The organism is Stenotrophomonas sp. P5_A9 (assembly GCF_056400525.1).
Map to the genome: position 1 here is coordinate 1 of NZ_JBFULC010000004.1, position 20,849 is coordinate 20,849.

22 protein-coding genes are annotated in these 20,849 nt (G+C 67.5%); 9 read left to right on the plus strand and 13 right to left on the minus strand.

Annotated elements, in window-relative coordinates; all coding sequences use genetic code 11:
* Positions 1 to 176: 176 nt before the first annotated feature.
* Positions 177 to 464 carry a hypothetical protein gene (locus AC1DR7_RS01945; RefSeq protein WP_478052525.1) on the minus strand — a complete coding sequence of 96 codons (288 nt, stop codon included), beginning with the start codon at positions 462 to 464 and terminating at the stop codon, positions 177 to 179.
* 199 nt (positions 465 to 663) lie between these two features.
* On the opposite strand from AC1DR7_RS01945, the gene ftsY reads away from it, so the two are divergent.
* The 3 genes from ftsY to AC1DR7_RS01960 all read left to right on the plus strand — a co-directional run bounded on the left by ftsY (position 664) and on the right by AC1DR7_RS01960 (position 3,618).
* A complete protein-coding gene (gene ftsY / locus AC1DR7_RS01950; protein ID WP_457319172.1) occupies positions 664 to 2,052 on the plus strand; it encodes a signal recognition particle-docking protein FtsY in 1,389 nt (462 codons plus the stop codon).
* A 153-nt stretch (positions 2,053 to 2,205) separates the two neighbouring features.
* Complete coding sequence (gene mutY, locus AC1DR7_RS01955; protein ID WP_457319173.1) at positions 2,206 to 3,345, plus strand: A/G-specific adenine glycosylase; 1,140 nt, start codon at positions 2,206 to 2,208, stop codon at positions 3,343 to 3,345.
* Between the two features lie 3 nt (positions 3,346 to 3,348).
* Entirely contained in the window at positions 3,349 to 3,618 is a 270-nt protein-coding gene (locus tag AC1DR7_RS01960; RefSeq protein ID WP_038689032.1) for an oxidative damage protection protein, read from the plus strand.
* Between the two features lie 153 nt (positions 3,619 to 3,771).
* Here the strand turns inward: AC1DR7_RS01960 and AC1DR7_RS01965 are convergent, their stop codons facing one another.
* From AC1DR7_RS01965 to AC1DR7_RS02010, 10 genes are all read right to left on the minus strand, one after another.
* A complete protein-coding gene (locus AC1DR7_RS01965; RefSeq protein ID WP_457319174.1) occupies positions 3,772 to 4,236 on the minus strand; it encodes a DUF6491 family protein in 465 nt (154 codons plus the stop codon).
* A gap of 87 nt (positions 4,237 to 4,323) precedes the next feature.
* A complete protein-coding gene (lolD, locus tag AC1DR7_RS01970; protein WP_256774065.1) occupies positions 4,324 to 5,037 on the minus strand; it encodes a lipoprotein-releasing ABC transporter ATP-binding protein LolD in 714 nt (237 codons plus the stop codon).
* Positions 5,030 to 6,271 (minus strand): lipoprotein-releasing ABC transporter permease subunit, encoded by a 1,242-nt coding sequence (locus AC1DR7_RS01975; RefSeq protein WP_256774066.1) that lies wholly within the window; start codon positions 6,269 to 6,271, stop codon positions 5,030 to 5,032. The genes lolD and AC1DR7_RS01975 overlap by 8 nt, the downstream gene beginning before the upstream one ends.
* 23 nt (positions 6,272 to 6,294) lie before the next feature.
* Positions 6,295 to 6,744 carry a hypothetical protein gene (locus tag AC1DR7_RS01980; RefSeq protein WP_256774067.1) on the minus strand — a complete coding sequence of 150 codons (450 nt, stop codon included), beginning with the start codon at positions 6,742 to 6,744 and terminating at the stop codon, positions 6,295 to 6,297.
* A complete protein-coding gene (locus AC1DR7_RS01985; RefSeq protein ID WP_128095617.1) occupies positions 6,695 to 6,943 on the minus strand; it encodes an FAD assembly factor SdhE in 249 nt (82 codons plus the stop codon). The genes AC1DR7_RS01980 and AC1DR7_RS01985 overlap by 50 nt, the downstream gene beginning before the upstream one ends.
* A gap of 126 nt (positions 6,944 to 7,069) precedes the next feature.
* Positions 7,070 to 7,855 (minus strand): succinate dehydrogenase iron-sulfur subunit, encoded by a 786-nt coding sequence (locus AC1DR7_RS01990; protein ID WP_038689041.1) that lies wholly within the window; start codon positions 7,853 to 7,855, stop codon positions 7,070 to 7,072.
* Between the two features lie 163 nt (positions 7,856 to 8,018).
* Positions 8,019 to 9,809 (minus strand): succinate dehydrogenase flavoprotein subunit, encoded by a 1,791-nt coding sequence (gene sdhA / locus AC1DR7_RS01995; RefSeq protein ID WP_256774069.1) that lies wholly within the window; start codon positions 9,807 to 9,809, stop codon positions 8,019 to 8,021.
* A 31-nt stretch (positions 9,810 to 9,840) separates the two neighbouring features.
* Positions 9,841 to 10,227: a succinate dehydrogenase, hydrophobic membrane anchor protein gene (gene sdhD, locus AC1DR7_RS02000; protein WP_088432212.1), complete on the minus strand. Its 387-nt coding sequence runs from the start codon at positions 10,225 to 10,227 to the stop codon at positions 9,841 to 9,843.
* Positions 10,224 to 10,616: a succinate dehydrogenase, cytochrome b556 subunit gene (sdhC, locus tag AC1DR7_RS02005; protein WP_256774070.1), complete on the minus strand. Its 393-nt coding sequence runs from the start codon at positions 10,614 to 10,616 to the stop codon at positions 10,224 to 10,226. The genes sdhD and sdhC overlap by 4 nt, the downstream gene beginning before the upstream one ends.
* Before the next feature lie 56 nt (positions 10,617 to 10,672).
* The gene (locus AC1DR7_RS02010; protein WP_256774071.1) at positions 10,673 to 10,846 is read right to left on the minus strand and encodes a DUF1674 domain-containing protein; all 174 of its coding nucleotides are present in this window, start codon (positions 10,844 to 10,846) and stop codon (positions 10,673 to 10,675) included.
* Between the two features lie 39 nt (positions 10,847 to 10,885).
* Between AC1DR7_RS02010 and ygfZ the strand changes: the two genes are divergently transcribed.
* A complete protein-coding gene (gene ygfZ / locus AC1DR7_RS02015; RefSeq protein WP_478051648.1) occupies positions 10,886 to 11,749 on the plus strand; it encodes a CAF17-like 4Fe-4S cluster assembly/insertion protein YgfZ in 864 nt (287 codons plus the stop codon).
* 277 nt (positions 11,750 to 12,026) lie between these two features.
* Here the strand turns inward: ygfZ and AC1DR7_RS02020 are convergent, their stop codons facing one another.
* Positions 12,027 to 13,118 carry an ABC transporter ATP-binding protein gene (locus AC1DR7_RS02020; protein WP_256774073.1) on the minus strand — a complete coding sequence of 364 codons (1,092 nt, stop codon included), beginning with the start codon at positions 13,116 to 13,118 and terminating at the stop codon, positions 12,027 to 12,029.
* A gap of 352 nt (positions 13,119 to 13,470) precedes the next feature.
* Here AC1DR7_RS02020 and zwf point away from each other — a divergent pair, with 352 nt between their 5' ends.
* From zwf to AC1DR7_RS02045, 5 genes are all read left to right on the plus strand, one after another.
* Positions 13,471 to 14,907 carry a glucose-6-phosphate dehydrogenase gene (gene zwf, locus AC1DR7_RS02025; RefSeq protein ID WP_478051858.1) on the plus strand — a complete coding sequence of 479 codons (1,437 nt, stop codon included), beginning with the start codon at positions 13,471 to 13,473 and terminating at the stop codon, positions 14,905 to 14,907.
* Positions 14,904 to 15,911, plus strand: a complete 1,008-nt coding sequence (glk, locus tag AC1DR7_RS02030) for a glucokinase (RefSeq protein ID WP_256774075.1) — start codon at positions 14,904 to 14,906, stop codon at positions 15,909 to 15,911. Before zwf ends, glk begins: the two co-directional genes overlap by 4 nt.
* The gene (gene pgl / locus AC1DR7_RS02035; protein ID WP_457320388.1) at positions 15,908 to 16,630 is read left to right on the plus strand and encodes a 6-phosphogluconolactonase; all 723 of its coding nucleotides are present in this window, start codon (positions 15,908 to 15,910) and stop codon (positions 16,628 to 16,630) included. The genes glk and pgl overlap by 4 nt, the downstream gene beginning before the upstream one ends.
* 45 nt (positions 16,631 to 16,675) lie before the next feature.
* On the plus strand, positions 16,676 to 18,592 hold the full coding sequence (gene edd / locus AC1DR7_RS02040) for a phosphogluconate dehydratase (RefSeq protein WP_256774077.1): 1,917 nt from the start codon (positions 16,676 to 16,678) through the stop codon (positions 18,590 to 18,592).
* Positions 18,593 to 18,862: 270 nt separating this feature from the next.
* Positions 18,863 to 19,522 carry a bifunctional 4-hydroxy-2-oxoglutarate aldolase/2-dehydro-3-deoxy-phosphogluconate aldolase gene (locus AC1DR7_RS02045; protein ID WP_457320386.1) on the plus strand — a complete coding sequence of 220 codons (660 nt, stop codon included), beginning with the start codon at positions 18,863 to 18,865 and terminating at the stop codon, positions 19,520 to 19,522.
* A 512-nt stretch (positions 19,523 to 20,034) separates the two neighbouring features.
* On the opposite strand, the gene AC1DR7_RS02050 is transcribed toward AC1DR7_RS02045, so the two are convergent.
* Positions 20,035 to 20,682 (minus strand): response regulator, encoded by a 648-nt coding sequence (locus AC1DR7_RS02050; protein WP_256774079.1) that lies wholly within the window; start codon positions 20,680 to 20,682, stop codon positions 20,035 to 20,037.
* Positions 20,683 to 20,849 lie beyond the last annotated feature (167 nt).

The following is a 20,849-nucleotide window of genomic DNA, read 5'->3' on the forward strand; positions in this document are numbered from 1 at the left end:
TTGCATGAAGCCGGCCAGCGGCCGGCACTACATTAACTTCGGAAACATGTGCATGRAGCCGGCCAGCGGCCGGCACTACCGGTGACTGAAGGGAGCCGGCCAGCGGCCGGCACTACCGGTGACTGCAGGGAGCCGGCCAGCGGCCGGCGCCCCCGGTCAGCTGCGTCGATCCGGTCTCAGGCGCGCTCGTCCAGCAACGCGCCGAGCATCTGGTCGCTGCGGCGGATCAACGCGGCGTTGGCACTGAAGGTCAGCACCGCGTCCTTTGCGGCAAGCAGGTCTGAAACCGGTGCGCCGGGATCGGGCACGCCCTCGACCAGACTGGCCTGCACCCCGCCTCCGACCACCGAGCTCTGTGCCACCCCGATCCGGGGGGAAGCCTCCACCGGCAAACGCGCCACGTTGGCCGCAGCGGCCTGTACCCCAAGGCTCGCGGCACGCATGCCCGAGCTGGCAATGGACATCACGTTCACGCTGCTGCACTCCACGATGCATGGCCGGCGTCCGATGACGCAGGCATCCAAAGCCGTTAACGGCCGCACCACCACAGACTGTAGAGCCGACCGTTGGTCGGCTGCCCGCCGACACTGCACCACCCCACGTTCGCACTGCCGTCCAAGGGCGCAGTGGTAGCATATCCCCCTGATTTCAGCGCCGAATCCAATGCTCAGTTTCTTCCGTCGCAAAAAGCCCCAGGACGCTCCGCAGGACGCGCCCAAGACCCAGCACTACTCGGCCGAAGAGCTGGCAGCGGCGTTCCCGCAGGCCAGTGAAGACGGCCCGTCGGCGCCCGCGCCCGTCCAGCCGCCGGCTGCCACGGTTCCCAGCGTCGTCATGCCGGTGGCCGCGCCTGCACCAGCGGTCGCGCCGGTTGCGCCCGCGGAAGCGGCGCCGCCGGTCGTCCCGGCACCGGCCGCACCGGTCGTGGAAGCACCTGCGGCACCGACGGCGCCGGTCGTAGCGGCACCTGCGGCACCGGTCGCACCCATCGTCCAGACCGCCCCGGTCGCCATCGCCGAACCGATCGCCGCCCCGCTGCCGCCGCCGGTGCTGGTCGCCAGCGAAATCGTGCAGGAAGCCGCGCAGCCGCTGGCCACCGTGCCCGATGACAACAGCGCCCCCGCCGCCGCGCCGGGCAAGCCCGGTTGGCGCGACCGGCTGCGCAACAGCGTCATCGCGCGCAGCTTCGGCGGTCTGTTTTCGCGCAACCCCAAGCTCGACGACGACCTGCTGGATGAACTGGAAACCGCGCTGATCACCGCCGACGTTGGTGTCGGTGCGACCACCGCATTGGTCGAAGGCCTGCGCAAGCGCATGAAGGCGCGCGAATTCGCCGATGCCAACGCGCTGCTGGCCGCGCTGCGTGGCGAACTCATCGCGATCCTGCAGCCGGTGTCCAAGCCCCTGGTCATCGACCGCAACGCCAAGCCCTTCGTGGTGCTCACCGTCGGCGTCAACGGCGTCGGCAAGACCACCACCATCGGCAAGCTGGCCAAGCGCTTCAAGGACGACGGCCACAGCCTGATGCTGGCCGCCGGCGACACCTTCCGCGCCGCCGCCGTGGCCCAGTTGCAGGCCTGGGGTGAGCGCAACGGCGTGGCCGTGATCGCGCAGGGCCAGAACGCCGACGCCGCGTCGGTGGCGTTCGACGCCCTGCAGGCCGGCAAGGCGCGCGGCACCGAGGTGCTGATCGCCGACACCGCCGGCCGCCTGCACACCCAGGGCGGGCTGATGAACGAACTGGGCAAGATCCGCCGCGTGCTCGGCAAGATCGACCCGGCCGCCCCGCACGAAGTGCTCATGGTCATCGACGGCACCACCGGCCAGAACGCGCTTTCGCAGCTGCGTCAGTTCCATGCCGCGGTCAACGTGACCGGGCTGGTGGTGACCAAGCTGGACGGCACCGCCAAGGGCGGCGTGGTGTTCGCGCTGGCGCGCGAGTTCAACATTCCCATCCGCTTCGCCGGCATCGGCGAGCGTCCGGAAGACCTGCGCGTGTTCGACCCAGAAGCCTTCGTCGACGCGCTGCTGCCCGACGCACTGGGCGGCTGACCGGACGGCGCGCGGGACATACGCGCGCCTCCGGTAGAGCCACCCCATGGGTGGCTGCTCGACCAGGCTGGCCCGCGCTTATGCGGCGGCCGGCGCAGCCAGATTCAGCGCAGCCACCCATGGGGTGGCTCTACCCCCTCACCGGGAATCCCCTTGCCACGCCAGCCAACCGCCAGCGCCCCCACGCCCACCGACGATGCCTTCGTCGCGCGCCTGCTGCCGTGGTTCGACGGCCACGGCCGGCATGATCTGCCGTGGCAGCATCCACGCTCGCCGTACCGGGTGTGGCTGTCGGAGATCATGCTGCAGCAGACCCAGGTCAGCACGGTCATCCCCTACTTCCTGAAATTCCTGCAGGTGTTCCCCACCCTGCCCGCCCTGGCGGCCGCCAGCAACGATGCGGTGATGGCGCAGTGGGCCGGGCTGGGCTACTACGCCCGCGCGCGCAACCTGCATGCGGCGGCCAAGCGCTGCGTCGAGCTGCACGGCGGCGAGCTGCCGCGCGATGTCGATGCGCTGCATGCGCTGCCGGGCATCGGCCGCAGCACGGCAGGCGCGATCCTCAGCCAGGCCTGGAACGACCGCTTTGCGATCCTCGACGGCAATGTCAAACGCGTGCTGACCCGCTACCACGGCATCGAGGGTTTCCCCGGCCTGCCGGCGGTGGAAAAAATGCTGTGGGCATTGGCCGAAGCACACGTACAGCATGTGCCCGACGCGCGCCTGGCCGATTACACCCAGGCGCAGATGGACCTGGGCGCGACGATCTGCACCCGCAGCCGGCCCGCGTGCGCGATCTGCCCGCTGCAGGACGACTGCGTGGCACGCCGCGAAGGCCGCACGGACCAGCTGCCCACGCCCAAACCGAGCAAGACCCTGCCCGAACGCGAGGCGGTGGCGTTGCTGCTGCGCGACGGCAGCGGCCGCGTATTGCTGCAGAAGCGGCCGGACACCGGCATCTGGGCACAGCTGTGGACGCTGCCGCAGGCCGACAGCGGCATGCAGTTGCAGGACTGGTTCGACGCGCACATCGACGGTTCGCTGGAAGATGCCGAGCCGCTGCCGGTGCTGCAGCACACCTTCAGCCATTACCGGCTGCACCTGCAGGTACTGGTGTGCCGGGTGCAGGGCCTGCGCGCGGAAGATCCCGGCCTGCGCTGGGTCGATGCCCAGGCACTGGCCACGCTTGGCCTGCCCGCCCCGATCCGCAAGCTGCTGGAGACCGGCGCGCCGCCCGCATCGCCCAAGCGCCGTACAATGCGACGCGCACCATCCTCACCCGATTCCGAGTAAGCCATGCCCCGCACCGTTTTCTGCCAGTACGAACAACGCGACACCGAAGGCCTGGACTTCGTGCCCTACCCCGGCGAACTGGGCCAGCGCATCTTCAACGGCATCGGCAAGAGCGCCTGGAGTGCCTGGCTGGCGCACCAGACCATGCTGATCAACGAAAACCGGCTGTCGCCGCGCGATCCCAAGCACCGCGCGTTCCTGGAAACCGAGCTGGTGAAATACCTGTTCGAGAAGGACGCCGAGAAGCCGGCCGGATTCGTTCCCGAGGCGTGATTCCAGCGCGCTGCCGACCTGCAGCCGGCAGCGATCGGCTCCTCCGGCGGCACCCCGCTGCCATGCATTCTCCGCCCGCGCGCGCGGCAGTGGCCGGGACGCAACGACCGATCATGAGACGCCCTACGCGACGGCCGAACGGCCGGCACGCAGTTACTTCGCCGGCGCGGCCTGGGCTTCCTCGCGCTCCTGCACCTGCGCCTGGCGCAGCTGCTTCTCCGAGGAACGCAGGGCCTGCACATCCAGCTTGCGGATGCTGTCAATGAAGCACGGCATGTTCATCGGGCCCTGGGTCGGGTCGCGCACCAGCACCTTGTCGAAGCGTGCCGAGACCCGCCCGACCCTGCTGGTCAGCGCGATCGCCGGCGCGTAGTCCAGGCCCTGGCAGGGCCCGCGCAGTTCCAGCAGATAGCCTTCGCTCGGCCGCGTCCACACTGCCAACGCGCTGTCGCCCAGTTCGGTCCAACCCGACAACGATCCGTACAGCGGCATGTCCTGCTGCGGCGGGCCGGCATGGGCACGGTAGAGGGCCAGCCGCTCATCGCCGCTCAAGCGGCCGGTGGTCGCGCAGCCGACCAGGGTCAGGCACAGCGCGGCGGTTGCGATCAGGGTCTTCATGGCGCCTCCATCGGGGATGAATGCGCCGATGATGCACCCCTCGCGTGAGGCCGGCGCCATGGTCGCGCCGGCCATTCAGCGGCCAGCTCAGACCTGGCTGTGGGCCAGTGCGTGCAGGCGCCCTTCGCGCAGCTCCAGCACGCGGTCGAGCTTGCGCGCCAGGCTGCGGTCGTGGGTCACCAGCACCAGGCTGGTGTGGTACGCACGGTTCAACTCCAGCATCAGCTCGAACACGGTGCCGGCGGTCTTGTCGTCCAGGTTGCCGGTTGGCTCGTCGCCCAGCACGCACGCCGGCCGGTTGACCAGCGCGCGCGCCACGGCGGCACGCTGGCGCTCGCCGCCGGACAGCTCGCCGGGCTTGTGCTCCAGCCGATGCCCCAGCCCGACCGATTCCAGCAGGGCCTGCGCGCGGCTCTTGGCCGTCGCCACCGCTTCGCCGCCCAGCAGCCCCGGCATCATCACGTTTTCCAGCGCGGTGAATTCCGGCAGCAGGTGGTGGAACTGGTACACAAAGCCAAGCGCGCGGTTGCGCAGCTGGCCACGCTGGCCGTCAGACAGCCCGGACATGCGCTGGCCGGCCACGAACACCTCACCGGCGGTCGGCGTATCCAGCCCGCCCAGCAGGTGCAGCAGGGTGCTCTTGCCGGCGCCGGAGGCACCGATGATGGCCACCGTCTCACCGGCGGTTACGCTCAGATCCAGGCCGTTGAACACCGGGGTCTGCATGCGACCTTCGGCATAGGTCTTGGCGAGCCCTTCGGCGCGGATCACTTCATCGCCGCGGTTGATCGGCTCATTCATAGCGCAGGGCCTCCGCCGGCTGGGTGCGGGCGGCGCGCCACGCGGGGTACAGCGTGGCCAGGAAGCTCATGGCCAGCGCGATCACGGTGATGACGATGATGTCCGGGGTCTGCATGTCGGTCGGCAGGCCGGTGATGTAGTAGACGTCCTCCGGCAGCAGCTTGACGTTGAACAGGGTTTCGATCGCACCGAGGATGCGCTCCAGGTTCAAGGTCAGGGTGATGCCGCCGATCACGCCGGCAACGGTGCCGATGATGCCGATCAGCGAGCCCTGCACCATGAACACCTGCATCACCCCGCCCGGGGTGAGCCCCAGCGTGCGCAGGATGGCGATGTCGGCCTGCTTGTCGGTGACCAGCATCACCTGCGAGGACACCAGATTGAACGCGCCCATGGCGATGATCAGCGAGAGCAGGATGCCCATCACCACCTTTTCCATGCGCAGCGAGTGGTACAGGTTGGCGTTCTGCTGGGTCCAGTCGCTGACCCGGTAACCGCCGCCCAGGGTGTGGGCCAGGTCCACGCCCACGTCCAGCGCCTTGTCCATGTCATGCAGTTTCAGCCGCACGCCGGTGACCCCGTCCATGCGCAGCACGCGCTCCAGGTCGGCCATGTTGGCGAACGCCACGCCCTTGTCGATTTCGTTGTAGCCGGCCTCGAAGATGCCGCTGACGGTGAAGCGCTTCAGCCGCGGCATCGCCCCGACCGGGGTGCCCTGCACTTCGGCCAGCGTCACCAGCACGGTGTCGCCGACATCCACGCCCAGCCAGATCGCCAGCTCCTTGCCGACCAGCAGGTTGTAGCTGCCGGTCGTAAGGCTGTCGAAGCTGCCCTTGACCAGTTTCTGGTTGATCACCGAGACACCCGGCTCCAGCGCCGGATCGATGCCCTGCACGATCGCACCCTGCACGCGCGGACCGCTGAGCATGGCCTGGATCTCGATATACGGCGCGGCACCCGCTACGCGCGGATCCTTCTTGGCCGTATCCACCGCACGCTGCCAGTCCGACATCGGCGCGCCGTCGGTGGTGATGGTGGTATGGGCGGTCATCTGCAGCAGGCGGTCGCGGATTTCCTTCTGGAAACCACTCATCACCGCCAGCGTGGTGATCAGCACGGTAACGCCAAGGGCGATACCGAGGATGGAGGCCATCGAAATGAAGGAGATGAAACCGTTGCGGCGTTTGGCGCGCAGATAGCGCAGACCGATTGAAACAGGGATGGGTTTGAACATGCAGGTGCGCCGGACAATTCAGGCTATGGTGCCACTGCCGGACGTGAACGGGAAATGCAGTGTGCGCGGACGGCCAGACGCAGTTCACGTCGCGACGCCGGCGCCAGCGTATCGGGCCAGAACAGCCGCCAGCGCCGCCGCCCCTGCTGGCGCCAGGCCAGTTGCAGCAGGACCCCGCGATCGGACAATTGCAGGTCCTCGACGGCCTTGCCGTCTACCTGTGCCAAGGCTTCACCAGGCAGAATCACGATGCGCTGCGCCGGCGTCCGCCAATACCGCCATGCCTCGGCCCCGCCCAACAACAGGGCCAGCAGCGATGCGGGCCAGCGCAGCCCGGCGGGCAGGTCACTGCTGCACAGCGCCCAAGGCGCCAGCGCGGTGATCAGCAGCTGCGCCCCGCACTGCCAGCGCGAGGGGCGCCACTCAAGCCGGCAGGGCGCGGATCCGGGCGATGAGCGCGGCGGGCTGGGCATGCGGGCACTCCTCGTAACCCATGAACCAGCGCCACAACTTATCGTCCTCGCTCTCCAGCAGGAACAGGAAAACCTCGCGCTCTTCGGTAGGGGCCTGCAACCAGCAACGGTCCAGGTAACGGCCGAACAGCTGGTCCAGCTCGCGCATGCCGCGGCGGCAACGCCAGCGCAGCTTCTTCAGTTCAGTGGCTTCGTCCATCGACGTGGATGCATCCATAAAGGCGGCGACCGCTGGGTCGCCCGAAACGACAGCGGCACCAGACCTTCCGGTCGGTGCCGCCGATGTCGCCCGCGCCTGCGCGCGGGCGGTGCTGAAACCACTCAATCAGGCGCGGCGCGCCATCATCAGCTTCTTGATCTCGGCAATGGCCAGCGCCGGGTTCAAGCCCTTCGGGCAGGTCCGCGAGCAGTTCATGATGGTGTGGCAGCGGTACAGCTTGAACGGGTCTTCCAGCTCGTCCAGGCGCGCACCGGTGTCTTCATCGCGCGAGTCGACGATCCAGCGGTAGGCCTGCAGCAGGATCGCCGGGCCCAGGTAACGCTCGCCGTTCCACCAGTAGCTCGGGCAGCTGGTCGAGCAGCACGCGCACAGGATGCACTCGTACAGGCCGTCGAGCTTCTTGCGGTCTTCCGGCGACTGCAGGCGCTCGCGATCCGGCGGCGGCGGGGTCTGGGTACGGATCCACGGCTTGATCGAGGCGTACTGCGCGTAGAAGTGGGTCAGGTCCGGAACCAGATCCTTGACCACGCTCATGTGCGGCAGCGGGTAGATCGGCACTTCGGCCTTGCCGCAGTCGGCGATGGCGCGGGTGCAGGCCAGCGTGTTGGTGCCGTCGATGTTCATCGCGCACGAACCGCAGATGCCCTCGCGGCACGAACGACGGAAGGTCAGGGTCGGATCGACCTCGTTCTTGATCTTGATCAGCGCGTCCAGAACCATCGGGCCGCAGCTGTCCAGGTCGATCTCGTACGTGTCGGTACGCGGGTTGCTGTCGTCGTCGGGACTCCAGCGGTAGATCTTGAAAGTGCGCGTGTTCTTCGCACCGCTCTTGGCGGGGAAGTGCTTGCCCTTTCCGATCTTGGAATTCTTGGGGAGGGAAAACTCGGCCATGGCTGTTCTCGTTGGCTCAGGCGGCTCGCGCTGCGAAGCAGGCGCGGGTTGCACGGAAGATGAGGAAGTCGACACCGCCGGCCAGCGGCGCACGTACCACCCCACCCGGGTGGGTGGCGGTGGTCGCGAGCGCTGCGTGGACGGAGGTCATGCCGCAGGTCTCTTAGTAAACGCGCGGCTTGGGCGGCACCACGTCCACGTCCTTGCTCAACGTGTACATGTGCACCGGACGGTAGTCGAAGCTGCACTTGCCGTTGTCGTCGACGTTGACCAGCGTGTGCTTCTGCCAGTTGACGTCGTCGCGGTCCGGGAAGTCCTCATGCGCATGCGCGCCACGGCTTTCCTTGCGCTGTTCGGCCGAATTGATCGTTGCCACCGCATTGAGCAGCAGGTTGTTCAGCTCGTAGGTTTCGATCAGGTCCGAGTTCCACACCAGCGAGCGGTCGGTCACCTTGACGTCCTGGAAGGAGTCGAAGATTTCGGACATCTTGGCGCAGCCCTCTTCCAGCGTTTTGCTGGTACGGAACACCGCTGCATCGTTCTGCATGGTGCGCTGCATGTTGTCGCGGATGACCGAGGTCGGGGTGTCGCCGTTGGCGTAACGCAGCTTGTCCAGCAGGCCCAGCGCCTTGTCGCACGCATCCGACGGCAGGGTCTTGTGCGGCGCGCCGGACTTGATGGTCTCAGCGCAACGGTTGGCCACCGCACGACCGAACACGACCAGATCCAGCAGCGAGTTCGAACCCAGGCGGTTGGCACCGTGCACGGAGACGCAGGCCGCTTCGCCGATCGCATACAGGCCCGGCACCACCGCATCGGGGTTGTCGCCGACCTTGCGCACGACTTCGCCGTGGTAGTTGGTCGGGATGCCACCCATGTTGTAGTGCACGGTCGGGATGACCGGGATCGGCTGGGAGTGCACGTCCACGCCGGCGAAGATCCGCGCGCTTTCGGCGATACCCGGCAGCTTGTCGTCGATCACGCCCGGGCCGAGGTGGGTCAGGTCGAGCAGGATGTGGTCCTTGTGCTCGCCGACGCCGCGGCCTTCGCGGATTTCAATGGTCATCGAACGCGACACCACGTCGCGCGAGGCCAGATCCTTGTAGTGCGGTGCGTAGCGCTCCATGAAGCGCTCGCCGTTGCTGTTGCGCAGGATGCCGCCTTCGCCGCGCACGCCTTCGGTGATCAGGCAGCCGGCGCCGTAGATACCGGTCGGGTGGAACTGCACGAACTCCATGTCCTGCATCGGCAGGCCGGCACGCATGACCAGACCGCCGCCGTCGCCGGTGCAGGTGTGGGCCGAGGTGGCGCTGAAGTAGGCGCGGCCGTAGCCGCCGGTGGCCAGCACCACGCCGTGGGCGCGGAACAGGTGCAGCGAGCCGTCGGCCATGTCCAGGGCGAGCACGCCGCGGCAGACGCCTTCGTCATCGAAGATCAGGTCGAGGGCGAAGTACTCGATCATGAAGCGCGCGTTGTGCGCCAGCGACTGCTGGTACAGCGTGTGCAGCATGGCGTGGCCGGTACGGTCGGCGGCGGCGCAGGTACGCTGCGCGGACGGGCCTTCGCCGTACTTGGTGGTCATGCCGCCGAACGGGCGCTGGTAGATCTTGCCCTCTTCGGTACGGCTGAACGGCACGCCGTAGTGCTCCAGTTCGATGATGGCCGGAATCGCTTCGCGGCACATGTACTCGATCGCGTCCTGGTCACCCAGCCAATCCGAGCCCTTGATGGTGTCGAAGAAGTGGTAGCGCCAGTCGTCCTCACCCATGTTGCCCAGCGCGGCGGAGATGCCACCCTGCGCGGCCACGGTGTGGGAACGGGTCGGGAAGACCTTGGTCAGGCAGACGGTCTGCAGGCCCTTGGCGGCAAGACCGAACGTAGCGCGCAGGCCAGCACCGCCGGCGCCGACCACGACCATGTCGTACTTGTGTTCCGTAATCTTGTAAGCGGACATCTAATCTGGATTCCTGTCTTGGTGCCTGGACTCAGGCAACGCCGAGCGCAATGCGGGCGACCGCAAACACACTGACGATCGCGCCGAGCACGGCGATGAACTTCACCGTGGTCTGCAGCGCCAGGGCCAGCAGCGAGTTGTGGATGTAGTCTTCCAGCACGACCTGCAGGCCGAGCTGGGCGTGCCAGAACATCGCGACCAGGAAGCCGACCAGCAGCACCGCATTCCACGGCTTGGACACCGCGTCGGTGGCGGTCACGTAATCGGCGCCGATCAGGCTCAGCACGAACACCAGGAACCAGATGGTCAGGCCGACCAGCGCGGTGGCGGTCAGGCGCTGCATCACGAAGTGCTCGGTGCCGGTCTTGGCGGCGCCCAGGCCACGCACGTTCTTCAGCGGGGTACGGTACTTGTTCATGCGGCCGCTCCCAGGAAGACGTAGGCCCACACCAGCGCGGTGATCACCAGGCTGGCGAACACCGAGATCCAGCTGCTGCGCACGAAGGCGGGGATGGAGAAGCCGATCGCGAAGTCCTGCACGATATGGCGCAGGCCATTGCACAGGTGGTAGGCGAAGGACCAGGTCCATGCGAACAGGAACAGCTTGCCGTACCAGCTGCCGGCATGGCCGGTGAAGCAGTTCCAGGATTCAGGACCCATCATCAGGGCGAGCAGGCCGCCGGCAATGATCAGGGCTCCAACAGACAGAAAGATGCCGGTGGCTCGATGCAGGATCGAGGTGGCCATCTGGATCTGCCAGCGATACACCTGAAGGTGCGGGGAAAGGGGACGTTCTCTGGCGGCCATTCGCTGGGCTCGTTGTCTCGGCTGGGCGGCGCAATGCCGCGTTGGCTCAATGCTGATCAGAAATCGATGCAGCGTCCGTTTTTCTCCCAATCTCCATACCGCACCGGATCGAGTCCGCCGCGGCCACCAATCTCCACAGGCACCGCGGGCGTCTCGGGAAGCGGCTGCTTCTCGTCGACCTGCGGGGCATCGGAGTCGGATTCTGGAGTGGGGGTTGTTTGGCCTATCATGGGTGGTCTCGCAACGCACAAATTTTAGACCCCGTTCACGTGCCTGACAACCTGCCCATGGAATTCAACGGCTTTCCGCGCCTCCCCGGTCACCAGCTGCTCAGTCTGGAGGGCACCGATGCAGCGGCATTTGCCCACGCCCAGTTTTCCAGCGACGTCACCGCCCTGCCCGAGCGGCATTGGCAATGGAGCGCCTGGCTGAGCGCCAAAGGCCGCACCATTGCTGTGTTCCAGCTGATTCGCGTGGACCCGGACACGGTGCTGCTGGTGCTCGCCGACGGTGATGCCGATGCGATTGCGTCGCAGTTGCAGCGTTTTGTATTCCGTCGCAAGGTCAGGATCGCGGTCCGCAATGACCTGATCGTGGCCGGCAGCTTTACCGCACCGGACGCCGCCTCGGGCGCAGCAATCGCTGCACATGGTGAGACGCTGGAGCTGGATGTGGGCAGCTACGCGCTGCCGCGGACGCTGCGCATTGCCCCGGCGCACGCCGATGAAGCCGCCGATTCTGCCGGCTTCGATCTGGCCTGGCGTCAATCCGATCTGCGCTACGGCGTGCCGCGGCTGGACCTGCCGCAACGCGAACAATGGACCCCGCAGCAACTCGGCCTGGACCGCTTGAACGGTTACAGCGTCAAGAAGGGCTGCTATCCCGGCCAGGAAATCGTGGCCCGCACCCATTTCCTGGGCAAGGCCAAGCGCGCATTGCAGTTGCTGCGCGTGGTCGACGGCGCAGTCAGCGGCGCGCAGGTCCAGCAGAACGGGACCGCCATCGGCACCCTGGCCAGCGTGGCCGGCGACCTGGCGCTAGCGGTACTGCCGCTGGAGATGCCCGGCGATCCGTTGTCGGTGGATGGCATCGACGCCGTGCCGCTGCCGTTGCTGGAGGGTCTGGCGCGGTAGGCATCAACCGTTGGTCGATGCGCCACACCGCGCGCGTTGATGCATATGCGTGGAGCCGGCCAACGGCCGGCACTACCGAGCCCCCGTAGTGCCGGCCGCTGGCCGGCAACCTCATGAACCCGGCAGCCACGCGTGCCCTGCCGGCCGCTGGCCGGCAACCTCATGACCCGGCAGCCACGCGTGCCCTGCCGGCCGCTGGCCGGCAACCTCATGAACCCAGCAGCCACGCGTGCCCTGCCGGCCGCTGGCCGGCACCCCCGCCAACCCGCCCGCACCCTCAGTCGGCGTTCAAGCGTTCGCCGGTGTCCGCATCGAAGAAATGCAGCCCCTTCGGGTGGATCGCCACGCGGATGCTCTCGCCGACCTGCGGCAACGCCTGCGGCGCCACGCGCATCACCAGCGCCTGGCCGCCACTGGTCATGTTGACGAAGATCTCGTTGCCGACCGGCTCGATGCCGTCGATGGTCGCCTCGAAGCCCGTCGCATCCTCGGCCGCGGCCGGCTGCAGGTGCTCCGGTCGCACGCCCACCGCAAGCGTCCTGCCGATCCAGGCCGGATCCACCGTTGCCTGCCCCAGCGGCGCGGTCAGCTGCGCTTCCTGCACCACGATGCCGCTGTCGGTGCGCTGCAGCGTCCCGCGCAGCACGTTCATCGCCGGGCTGCCGAGGAAGCCGGCCACGAACAGGTTGGCCGGACGGTCGTACAGCGCCATCGGCGTATCGATCTGCTGGATGACGCCGTCCTTGAGCACCACGATGCGCTGGCCGAGCGTCATCGCCTCGACCTGGTCGTGGGTCACATAGATCATGGTGGTGCCCAGCTTGCGATGCAGCTGCGCGATTTCCGTGCGCACGCTGTGGCGCAGCTTGGCGTCGAGGTTGGACAGCGGCTCATCCAGCAGGAACACCGCCGGCTCGCGCACCAGCGCGCGACCCAGCGCCACGCGCTGGCGCTGGCCGCCGGACATCGCCTTGGGCAGCTTGTCGAGCATGTCGGTCAGGCCCAGCGTTTCGGCCGCCTCGTTGACGCGCTTGCTGATCGTGGCCTTGTCGTGGCCGCGCAGCTTCAGGCCGAAGGCCAGGTTTTCGGCCACGGTCATGTGCGGGTACAGCGCATAGCTCTGGAACACCATGGCGATGTCGCGGTCCTTGGGCGCCACGTCGTTGACCACGCGGTCGCCGATCGTCAGCGTGCCGCCGCTGATCTCCTCCAGCCCGGCGACCATGCGCAGCAAGGTCGACTTGCCACAGCCGGACGGCCCGACCAGCACCATCAATTCCCCATCGGCCACTTCGAAGGTCGCGCCCTGAACGGCCACCTGGCCGTTGTCGTAGACCTTGCGCACGCCCTGCAACTGCACTTTTGCCATATCACCCATTCCAGTCCGCCCGCTGCCGGGCTGTTGTGCGGAACTGCCCTCGGCCCTCCCGATGGCAGGTCGATGGCGTGGTGCCGCATGACGGCGACCACTGCAATCGAATACAGTCTGCTCATTCTGCCATGTAAACGTTTTCACGTGGCAGTATCCGTTGGTCGGTCATGACCGCGACGCATCGGCGAGCCCACAGTCGCCCGATCCGCCCGCAACATGCCCCATGATGCGCAGGCGCGTGCCTGTTCATGTTGCCTCTGCAACATCGGACATCACGCCCGGCGAGACCCCCGAGAACATAGACGAGAAGCGATTGACAACGATGTCACCCGGATCTGAAACTCGAGCGATGCACGACACCCTCTTCCTGTTCGGCGCCACTGGCGACTTGGCCCAGCGCTACCTGTTCCCCTCCCTGTTGCGCCTGCTGGGCGACGGCCTGCTGGCGGAAGATTTCAAGATCCGTGCGCTGGCCCTGTCCCCGCACGATACCGACGGATTCCGCGAAATCCTGCGGCCGCGGCTGCAGCAGGCCATGCCGATGGCCAGCCAGGAAGACATCCACTCGCTGCTGATGCGCATCGACTACCGCTCGGTGGACCTGCGCAACCCGGACTCGGTGGCCGAGTCGGTCAGCGACCTGGTCGACCGTCACTGCGTGAGCTACCTGGCCATCCCGCCGGGCCTGTACATCTCCACCTGCGAAGGCCTGGCCAAGGGCGGCGCCCTGGCCGCGCCGCACCGGTTGATGCTGGAAAAGCCGATCGGCAGCGACAGCGCCAGCGCCGAGGAGATCATCTCCACCATCGGCCAGTGGATCGACGAAGACCGCGTGTTCCGCCTGGACCACTACCTGGGCAAGGCGGCGGTGCAGAACCTGATCGCGCTGCGCTTCGGCAACACGCTGCTGGAAGCGGTATGGAACCGCAACTACATCGAATCGGTGCACATCCTGGTTGCCGAGAGCGAAGGCGTGGATGGCCGCGATGCCTACTACGCCCGCTCCGGCGCGCTGCGCGACATGGTCCAGAGCCACATCCTGCAGCTGCTGTGCCTGGTGGCGATGGAGCCGCCAGCCTCGCTGGAAGCCGACCGCATCCGCGACGAGAAGGTCAAGGTGCTGCGCGCCCTGCGCCCGCTCGATGCCAAGCACGCCGCCCGTGACAGCGTCCGCGGCCGCTACACCGCCGGCACCATCAACGGCCAGCCGGCCCAGGCCTACCAGCCGCCGGAAGGCAGCGACGTGGAAACCTTCGCCGGGGTCACCGCGCACATCGACAACTGGCGCTGGTCCGGCGTGCCGTTCCACCTGGTCACCGGCAAGCGCCTGGCCGAGCGCACCACCCGCGTGGTGGTCACGCTCAAGCCGGTCACCCACTGGCTGTTCGAGCGTCCGCACCGTCGCAACGCCACCCCCAACCGCATCGTCTTCCAGCTGCAGCCGCAGGAGAACATCGAGCTGGGCCTGATGAGCTCGCTGGCCGGCCCGGAATGGGGCGCGCTGGAACTGCATCCGCTGGAACTGGAACTGTCCGTCCCCACCGGCCTGCATCGCCGCATCGCCTACGAACGCCTGTTCCTGGACGCTTTCAACGGCAACCATGCGCTGTTCGTGCGCGATGACGAAGTGCGTGCCGCGTGGGCGTGGATCGACAGCGTCAGCGATGCCTGGAAGGCCGCCAACCTGCCGCTGCAGCCCTACCCGGCCGGCGAATGGGGCCCGGCCGAGGCCGCCGGTTTCCTGCCTGTCGAAGTGGATGCCGACCGCAAGGACGGCAACGCATGACGCTGCAGAACCAACCGGTCCTGGTTGCCGACATCGGTGGCACCAACGCCCGCTTCGCCCTCGCCGACACCAGCCTGGACGCACCGCTGCAGCAGGACAGCATCCGCGAATTCGCGGTCGCTGATTTCCCCTCGCTGGGCGAGGCGGCGCAGCACTATCTGGAACAGGTCGGCGCGCAGGCCAAACGCGGCGTGTTCGCCGTGGCCGGCCGCGTGGACGGCGACGAGGCGCGCATCACCAACCACCCCTGGGTGATCTCGCGCAGCCGCACCGCGCTGATGCTCGGCTTCGACGAACTGCACCTGATCAACGATTTCGCCGCGCAGGCGATGGCGATCTCGCTGCTGCAGCCGCAGGACGTGGTCCAGGTCGGCGGTGCGGCGTGGGTGCCGGGCAAGCCGGGCCAGCCGCGCAACTACGCGGTGATCGGCCCGGGTACCGGGTTGGGCGTGGGCGGGCTGATCCTGCGCCACGGCCGCTGCTATCCGCTGGAAACCGAGGGCGGCCATGTCAGCTTCCCGCCCGGCACGCCAGAAGAAATCCGCATCCTGGAAATCCTCTCCGAGCAGTTCGGCCGCGTCTCCAACGAACGCCTGATCTGCGGCCCCGGCCTGGTCAACATCCATCGCGCGGTCTGCGAGATGGCCGACATCGATCCGGGCCAGCTGCAGCCAGTGGACGTCACTGCCCGTGCGCTGCACGGCGACCCGCAGGCGATGCGCACGGTGGATGTGTTCTGCGCGGTGTTCGGCGCCATCGCCGGCGACCTGGTGCTGATGCAGGGCGCCTGGGATGGCGTGTTCCTCACCGGCGGCCTGACCCCGAAGATGCTCGATTCCCTGCAGCATTCCGGCTTCCGCCAGCGCTTCGAACACAAGGGACGCTTCTCTTCGATCATGGCCCGCGTTCCCTCGCTGGCGGTGATGCACCCGCATGCCGGCCTGCTCGGTTCGGCCGCCTACGCCGCCGATGTCGAGCGCGACCTGCCAGGAATCAACGCATGAATACGCTGGACACCTCCGACCGCTTCACGCTGATCCGCCACGGCGATGCCGATGGTTGGATCGAAGCCATCGCCGCGGAAATGGCACAGGCGCTCAACCAGGACATCACCACCTTCGGCCGCGCGCGCATGCTGCTGTCCGGCGGCACCACGCCGGCCCCGGTCTACCAGGCGCTGGCCGAACTGGACGTGCACTGGGACCGGGTCGAAGTGAGCCTGGTCGATGAGCGCTGGCTGTCGCCGCAGGATCGCGACAGCAATGCCTGGCTGGTCCGCGAAAGCTTCCTGGCGCGTGCCGAAGGCGCGCATTTCGATCCGCTGGTGCGGGTCGGCAAGCCGCTGCCCGAGTGCGTGTATACCGCCAACCTGCAGGCCCAGCACAGCCAGACACCGTGCCTGAGCGTGCTCGGCATGGGCAACGACGGCCATACCGCCTCGCTGTTTCCCGGCTCCAAGGACCTGAACCGCGCACTGGAAAGCACCCTGCCCTACGCCGCGCTGGACGCCACCGGTTGCCCCGGTGCCAATCAGTGGCCGTTGCGCATCACGCTCACCCCGCACGGCTTGAAGCAGAGCCGCCAGCGCCTGCTGCTGCTACGCGGCAAGCAGAAGCTGGAAGTGCTCAAGCAGGCGCTGGAAAGCAACAATCCGCAGCTGTATCCCATCCTCAACGCGATCGATCTCGACGGCGCGAAACTGCGCGTCCACTGGTGTGACTGATCTCTCCCGGTGTTGTTCCGTTCGCCCTCTCATAGCCGGTAGCCAATGAGCCTGCATCCCCAACTCCATGCCATCACCCAGCGCATCGTCCAGCGCAGCGTCGCCTCTCGCGCCGCGTACCTTGCCGGGATCGATGCCGCACTGCGCGACGGCCCGTTCCGCTCGCGCCTGAGCTGCGGCAACCTCGCCCACGGCTTCGCCGCCTGCGGCCCGACCGACAAGTCGCGCCTGCGCGGCGGGGTCACCCCGAACCTGGGCATCATCACTGCCTACAACGACATGCTCTCGGCCCACCAGCCGTTCGAGCACTACCCGGAAATCCTGCGCCAGACCGCGCGCGACATGGGCGCCACCGCGCAGGTGGCCGGCGGCGTGCCGGCGATGTGCGACGGTGTCACCCAAGGCCGCGGCGGCATGGAGCTGTCGCTGTTCTCGCGCGATGTGATCGCCCAGTCCACCGCGATCGGCCTGAGCCACGACATGTTCGATGCCAGCGTCTACCTCGGCGTGTGCGACAAGATCGTGCCGGGCCTGCTGATCGGCGCGCTGGCGTTCGGCCACCTGCCGGCGATCTTCCTGCCGGCCGGCCCGATGACCCCGGGCATCCCGAACAAGCAGAAGGCCGAAGTGCGCGAGCGCTACGCGGCCGGCCTGGCCAGCCGCGAAGAACTGCTGGAAGCCGAAGCCGGCTCGTATCACGGCGCGGGCACCTGCACCTTCTACGGCACCGCCAACTCCAACCAGACCCTGCTCGAGGCGATGGGCGTGCAGTTGCCGGGCGCGTCGTTCGTCAATCCGGATACACCGCTGCGCGATGCGCTGACCCGTCGCGCCGGTGAGCGCGCGTTGGAAATCAGTGCACTGGGCGATGACTTCCGTCCCCTCGGCCGCCTGATCGACGAGCGCGCGATCGTCAACGCGGTGGTGACGCTGATGGCCACCGGCGGTTCGACCAACCACACCATCCACTGGATCGCGGTGGCACGCGCGGCCGGCATCGTGCTGACCTGGGACGACATGGACCAGCTGTCGCAGCTGGTGCCGCTGCTGGCACGCGTGTACCCCAACGGCGAGGCCGACGTGAACCGTTTCGCCGCCGCCGGCGGCACCGCGTTCGTGTTCCGCGAACTGATGGACGCCGGGCTGATGCACGCCGACCTACAGACCGTGGCCGAAGGCGGGATGCGCCAGTACGGCCAGGAGCCGGCGCTGCGCGATGGCACGCTGACCTACGTCGACGGTGTGCGCGAAAGCGCCGACCCCGGCGTGGTGCGTGGCGTGGCCGAGCCGTTTGAAGCCCAGGGCGGTCTGCGCCTGCTGCGCGGCAACCTGGGCCGTTCGCTGATCAAGCTGTCGGCGGTAAAGCCGGAGTTCCGCACGATCGAGGCACCGGCCGTGGTGGTCGATGCGCCGCAGGTACTCAACAAGCTGCATGCGGCCGGCGTGCTGCCGCACGATTTCGTTGCGGTGGTGCGTTACCAGGGGCCGCGTGCCAATGGCATGCCCGAGCTGCATTCGCTGGCGCCGCTGCTGGGGCTGCTGCAGAACCAGGGACGGCGGGTGGCGCTGGTGACCGATGGTCGTCTGTCGGGCGCATCGGGCAAGTTCCCGGCGGCCATCCACATGACCCCGGAAGCCTCGCGCGGTGGTCCGCTGGCGCGGGTGCGCGAGGGCGACATCATCCGCCTGGATGGTGAAGCCGGCACGCTGGAGTTGCTGGTGGATGCGGCGGAATTCGCCGCGCGCGCGCCGGCACCCAACACCGCACCGGCGGCGAACGATCTGGGCCGCAATCTGTTCGCGCTGAACCGGCGCGTGGTGGGTCCGGCCGACCAGGGCGCGATTTCGATTTCGTGCGGGCCGGCGACGGCCGAGGGCGATATCTGGAATTACGACGCCGAGTACGATCTGGGTCGTGATGCGGCGGCGGCGGATGCGCCGCATGAGGCGAAGGACGCCTGAAGCAAACGCAGCGGTTGGTTGTCCTGGCCGAGGCAGCGGTTGGCCCTGATCAGGACACGCCGTAAACCCATCCATGGGGGCTCGCAAGCGGCTTGCGCGTGTACGCGATCCTGCGTACACAGCAAGGCCAGGGTTGGGCGTCCTGCCCAACCCGCCCGACGCATGCGTCGGGCCCATGCCGCTTGACGGTCCTGATCAGGGCCAACCGCTGCCTCCCGACACATTTCGGCGCTTTTTGCGCTTCAGTCATTGAGAAGAGAGAAAGAACACATGAGCATCGCCGAACACCAGAAACGCGCCGAATCCCTGCTGCTTGCCGCCGGCATCCTGCCGGTGGTGACCGTGCATACGCTCGACCAGGCGCGCGCGGTCAGTGCCGCGCTGCTGGAAGGCGGGCTGCCGGCGATCGAGTTGACGCTGCGTACGCCGGTGGCGATGGAGGCACTGGCGATGCTCAAGCGCGAGCTGCCCGATGTGGTGGTGGGTGCGGGCACGGTGCTGACGGTGGCGCAGATGCAGCAGTCGATCGATGCGGGCGCGGATTTCCTGGTGACGCCGGGGACGCCGGCGCACATGGCCGATGCGTTGGCGCAGGCGGTGCTGCCGGTGGTACCCGGTGCGGCCTCGCCGACGGAGATGCTGGCGCTGTATGCGCGTGGGTTCCGGGTGTGCAAGCTGTTCCCGGCCTCGGCCGTGGGCGGGCTGGCGATGATCAAGGGCCTGGCCGGCCCGATTCCGGACCTGAAGCTGTGCCCGACCGGTGGCATCACCGAGGACACGGCGGCCGAGTACTTGGAGCAGAAGAACGTGGTCTGCATCGGCGGGTCGTGGATGGTGCCGGGGAGCTGGATCGAGCACGGTCAGTGGGACAAGGTGCGCGACAGCGCGGCGCAGGCGGCCAAGATCGTGGCGCGGGTGCGGGCGCACTGAGGTCCGTATCGGTGAGCCGCCAAGCGTGGTGGCTCCACCGGTAACGTGCCACAACGAAACGCCCGGCTTGCCCGGGCGTTTTTTTATGGTTCTTCTCCCATCTGAGCGGCGCGTCTCGTTGCGAGGGCCTTCGCAGCGTGAGTGAGAGGCTACTCGTGTGGACGGGCAGTGCCGGCGACGGTGGATCGGGTGGTGTCTCCGTTCGGGGCTACCGCGAGCGTGAGGGCCCCGTAGCGGGCGGTAGGCTCCTGGGCAAAATCAAGGAGGAGGCCGCCACGCGGCCGGGGGACATTTGCGCCAGGGGCCTACTGGTCGGTGGGTCGGGCGCTGGGGCCCGATGCCCTTGGAGGCGAAATAAAGGAGGAGGTGGCGGCCGCAGGCCGACGCCGGAGGACATTCGCCGGAAAGGGCATGGGGGCACAGCGCCCGACCCACCGACCCGCGCCAGAAAGAGTCAAATGACGCTTCTGCTTGCCCCGGTGTGGGCAAAGAACCGCACATGCCTTCGGCAGTTACATCGGTCGCGCCGGATCCACCAGGCCGTACTGGCTGGCCATGCGCGCCAAGGCGATGTTGTCGTGGATGCCCATCTTCTCGAACAGGCGCGCCTTGTGCGTGTTTACCGTCTTGGCACTCAGGCTCAGGCGCTTGGCGATGTCTTCCTGGCGCAGGCCCTGGGTGAGCAGCAGGGCCACTTCCAGTTCGCGCGGGGACAGGGTGTCGAACGGCGACTGGCTGCCTTCCACGTTGGACAGCGCCAGGTTCTGCGCGATGCTGCTGCCGAGGTAACGCCGGCCCATGGCCGCGTCGCGCACGGCGCGCAGCAGTTCCTGCGCATCGCAGCCCTTGCCGATGTAACCGGACGCGCCAGCCTCGAGCAGGCGCTTGGGCATCGGGCCATCCTCGAGCACCGACACGATCACCACGCGCGTGCCGTGGTCGCCACGCACCACCCGTTCGGTGACTTCCATGCCGCTTACACCCGGCAGGTGCAGGTCGCACAGCACCACGTCCGGACGCAGGTGGCGGATTTCAGGCAACGCATCTTCCCCGGAGTCCGCTTCACCGACTACCTCGATATCGGTCTCGTTGGACAGGATCATCTTCATGCCGGTACGCACCAGCGCATGATCGTCCACCAGATACACTCGAATCGTCATCCACGCACCTCTTAAAACGCTGCGAACGGGGGCAAGCCTAGCGGCGGGGTACGGCGATAACAAGGAAAAGCAGCCCCTGTCAGCGCGTTCTGGTGCCCGCATCACACCCATGCCGTCTTGCCCTTCCCCTTAGCCTTTCACCCCAGGCTATATCGGTCTACTACGCC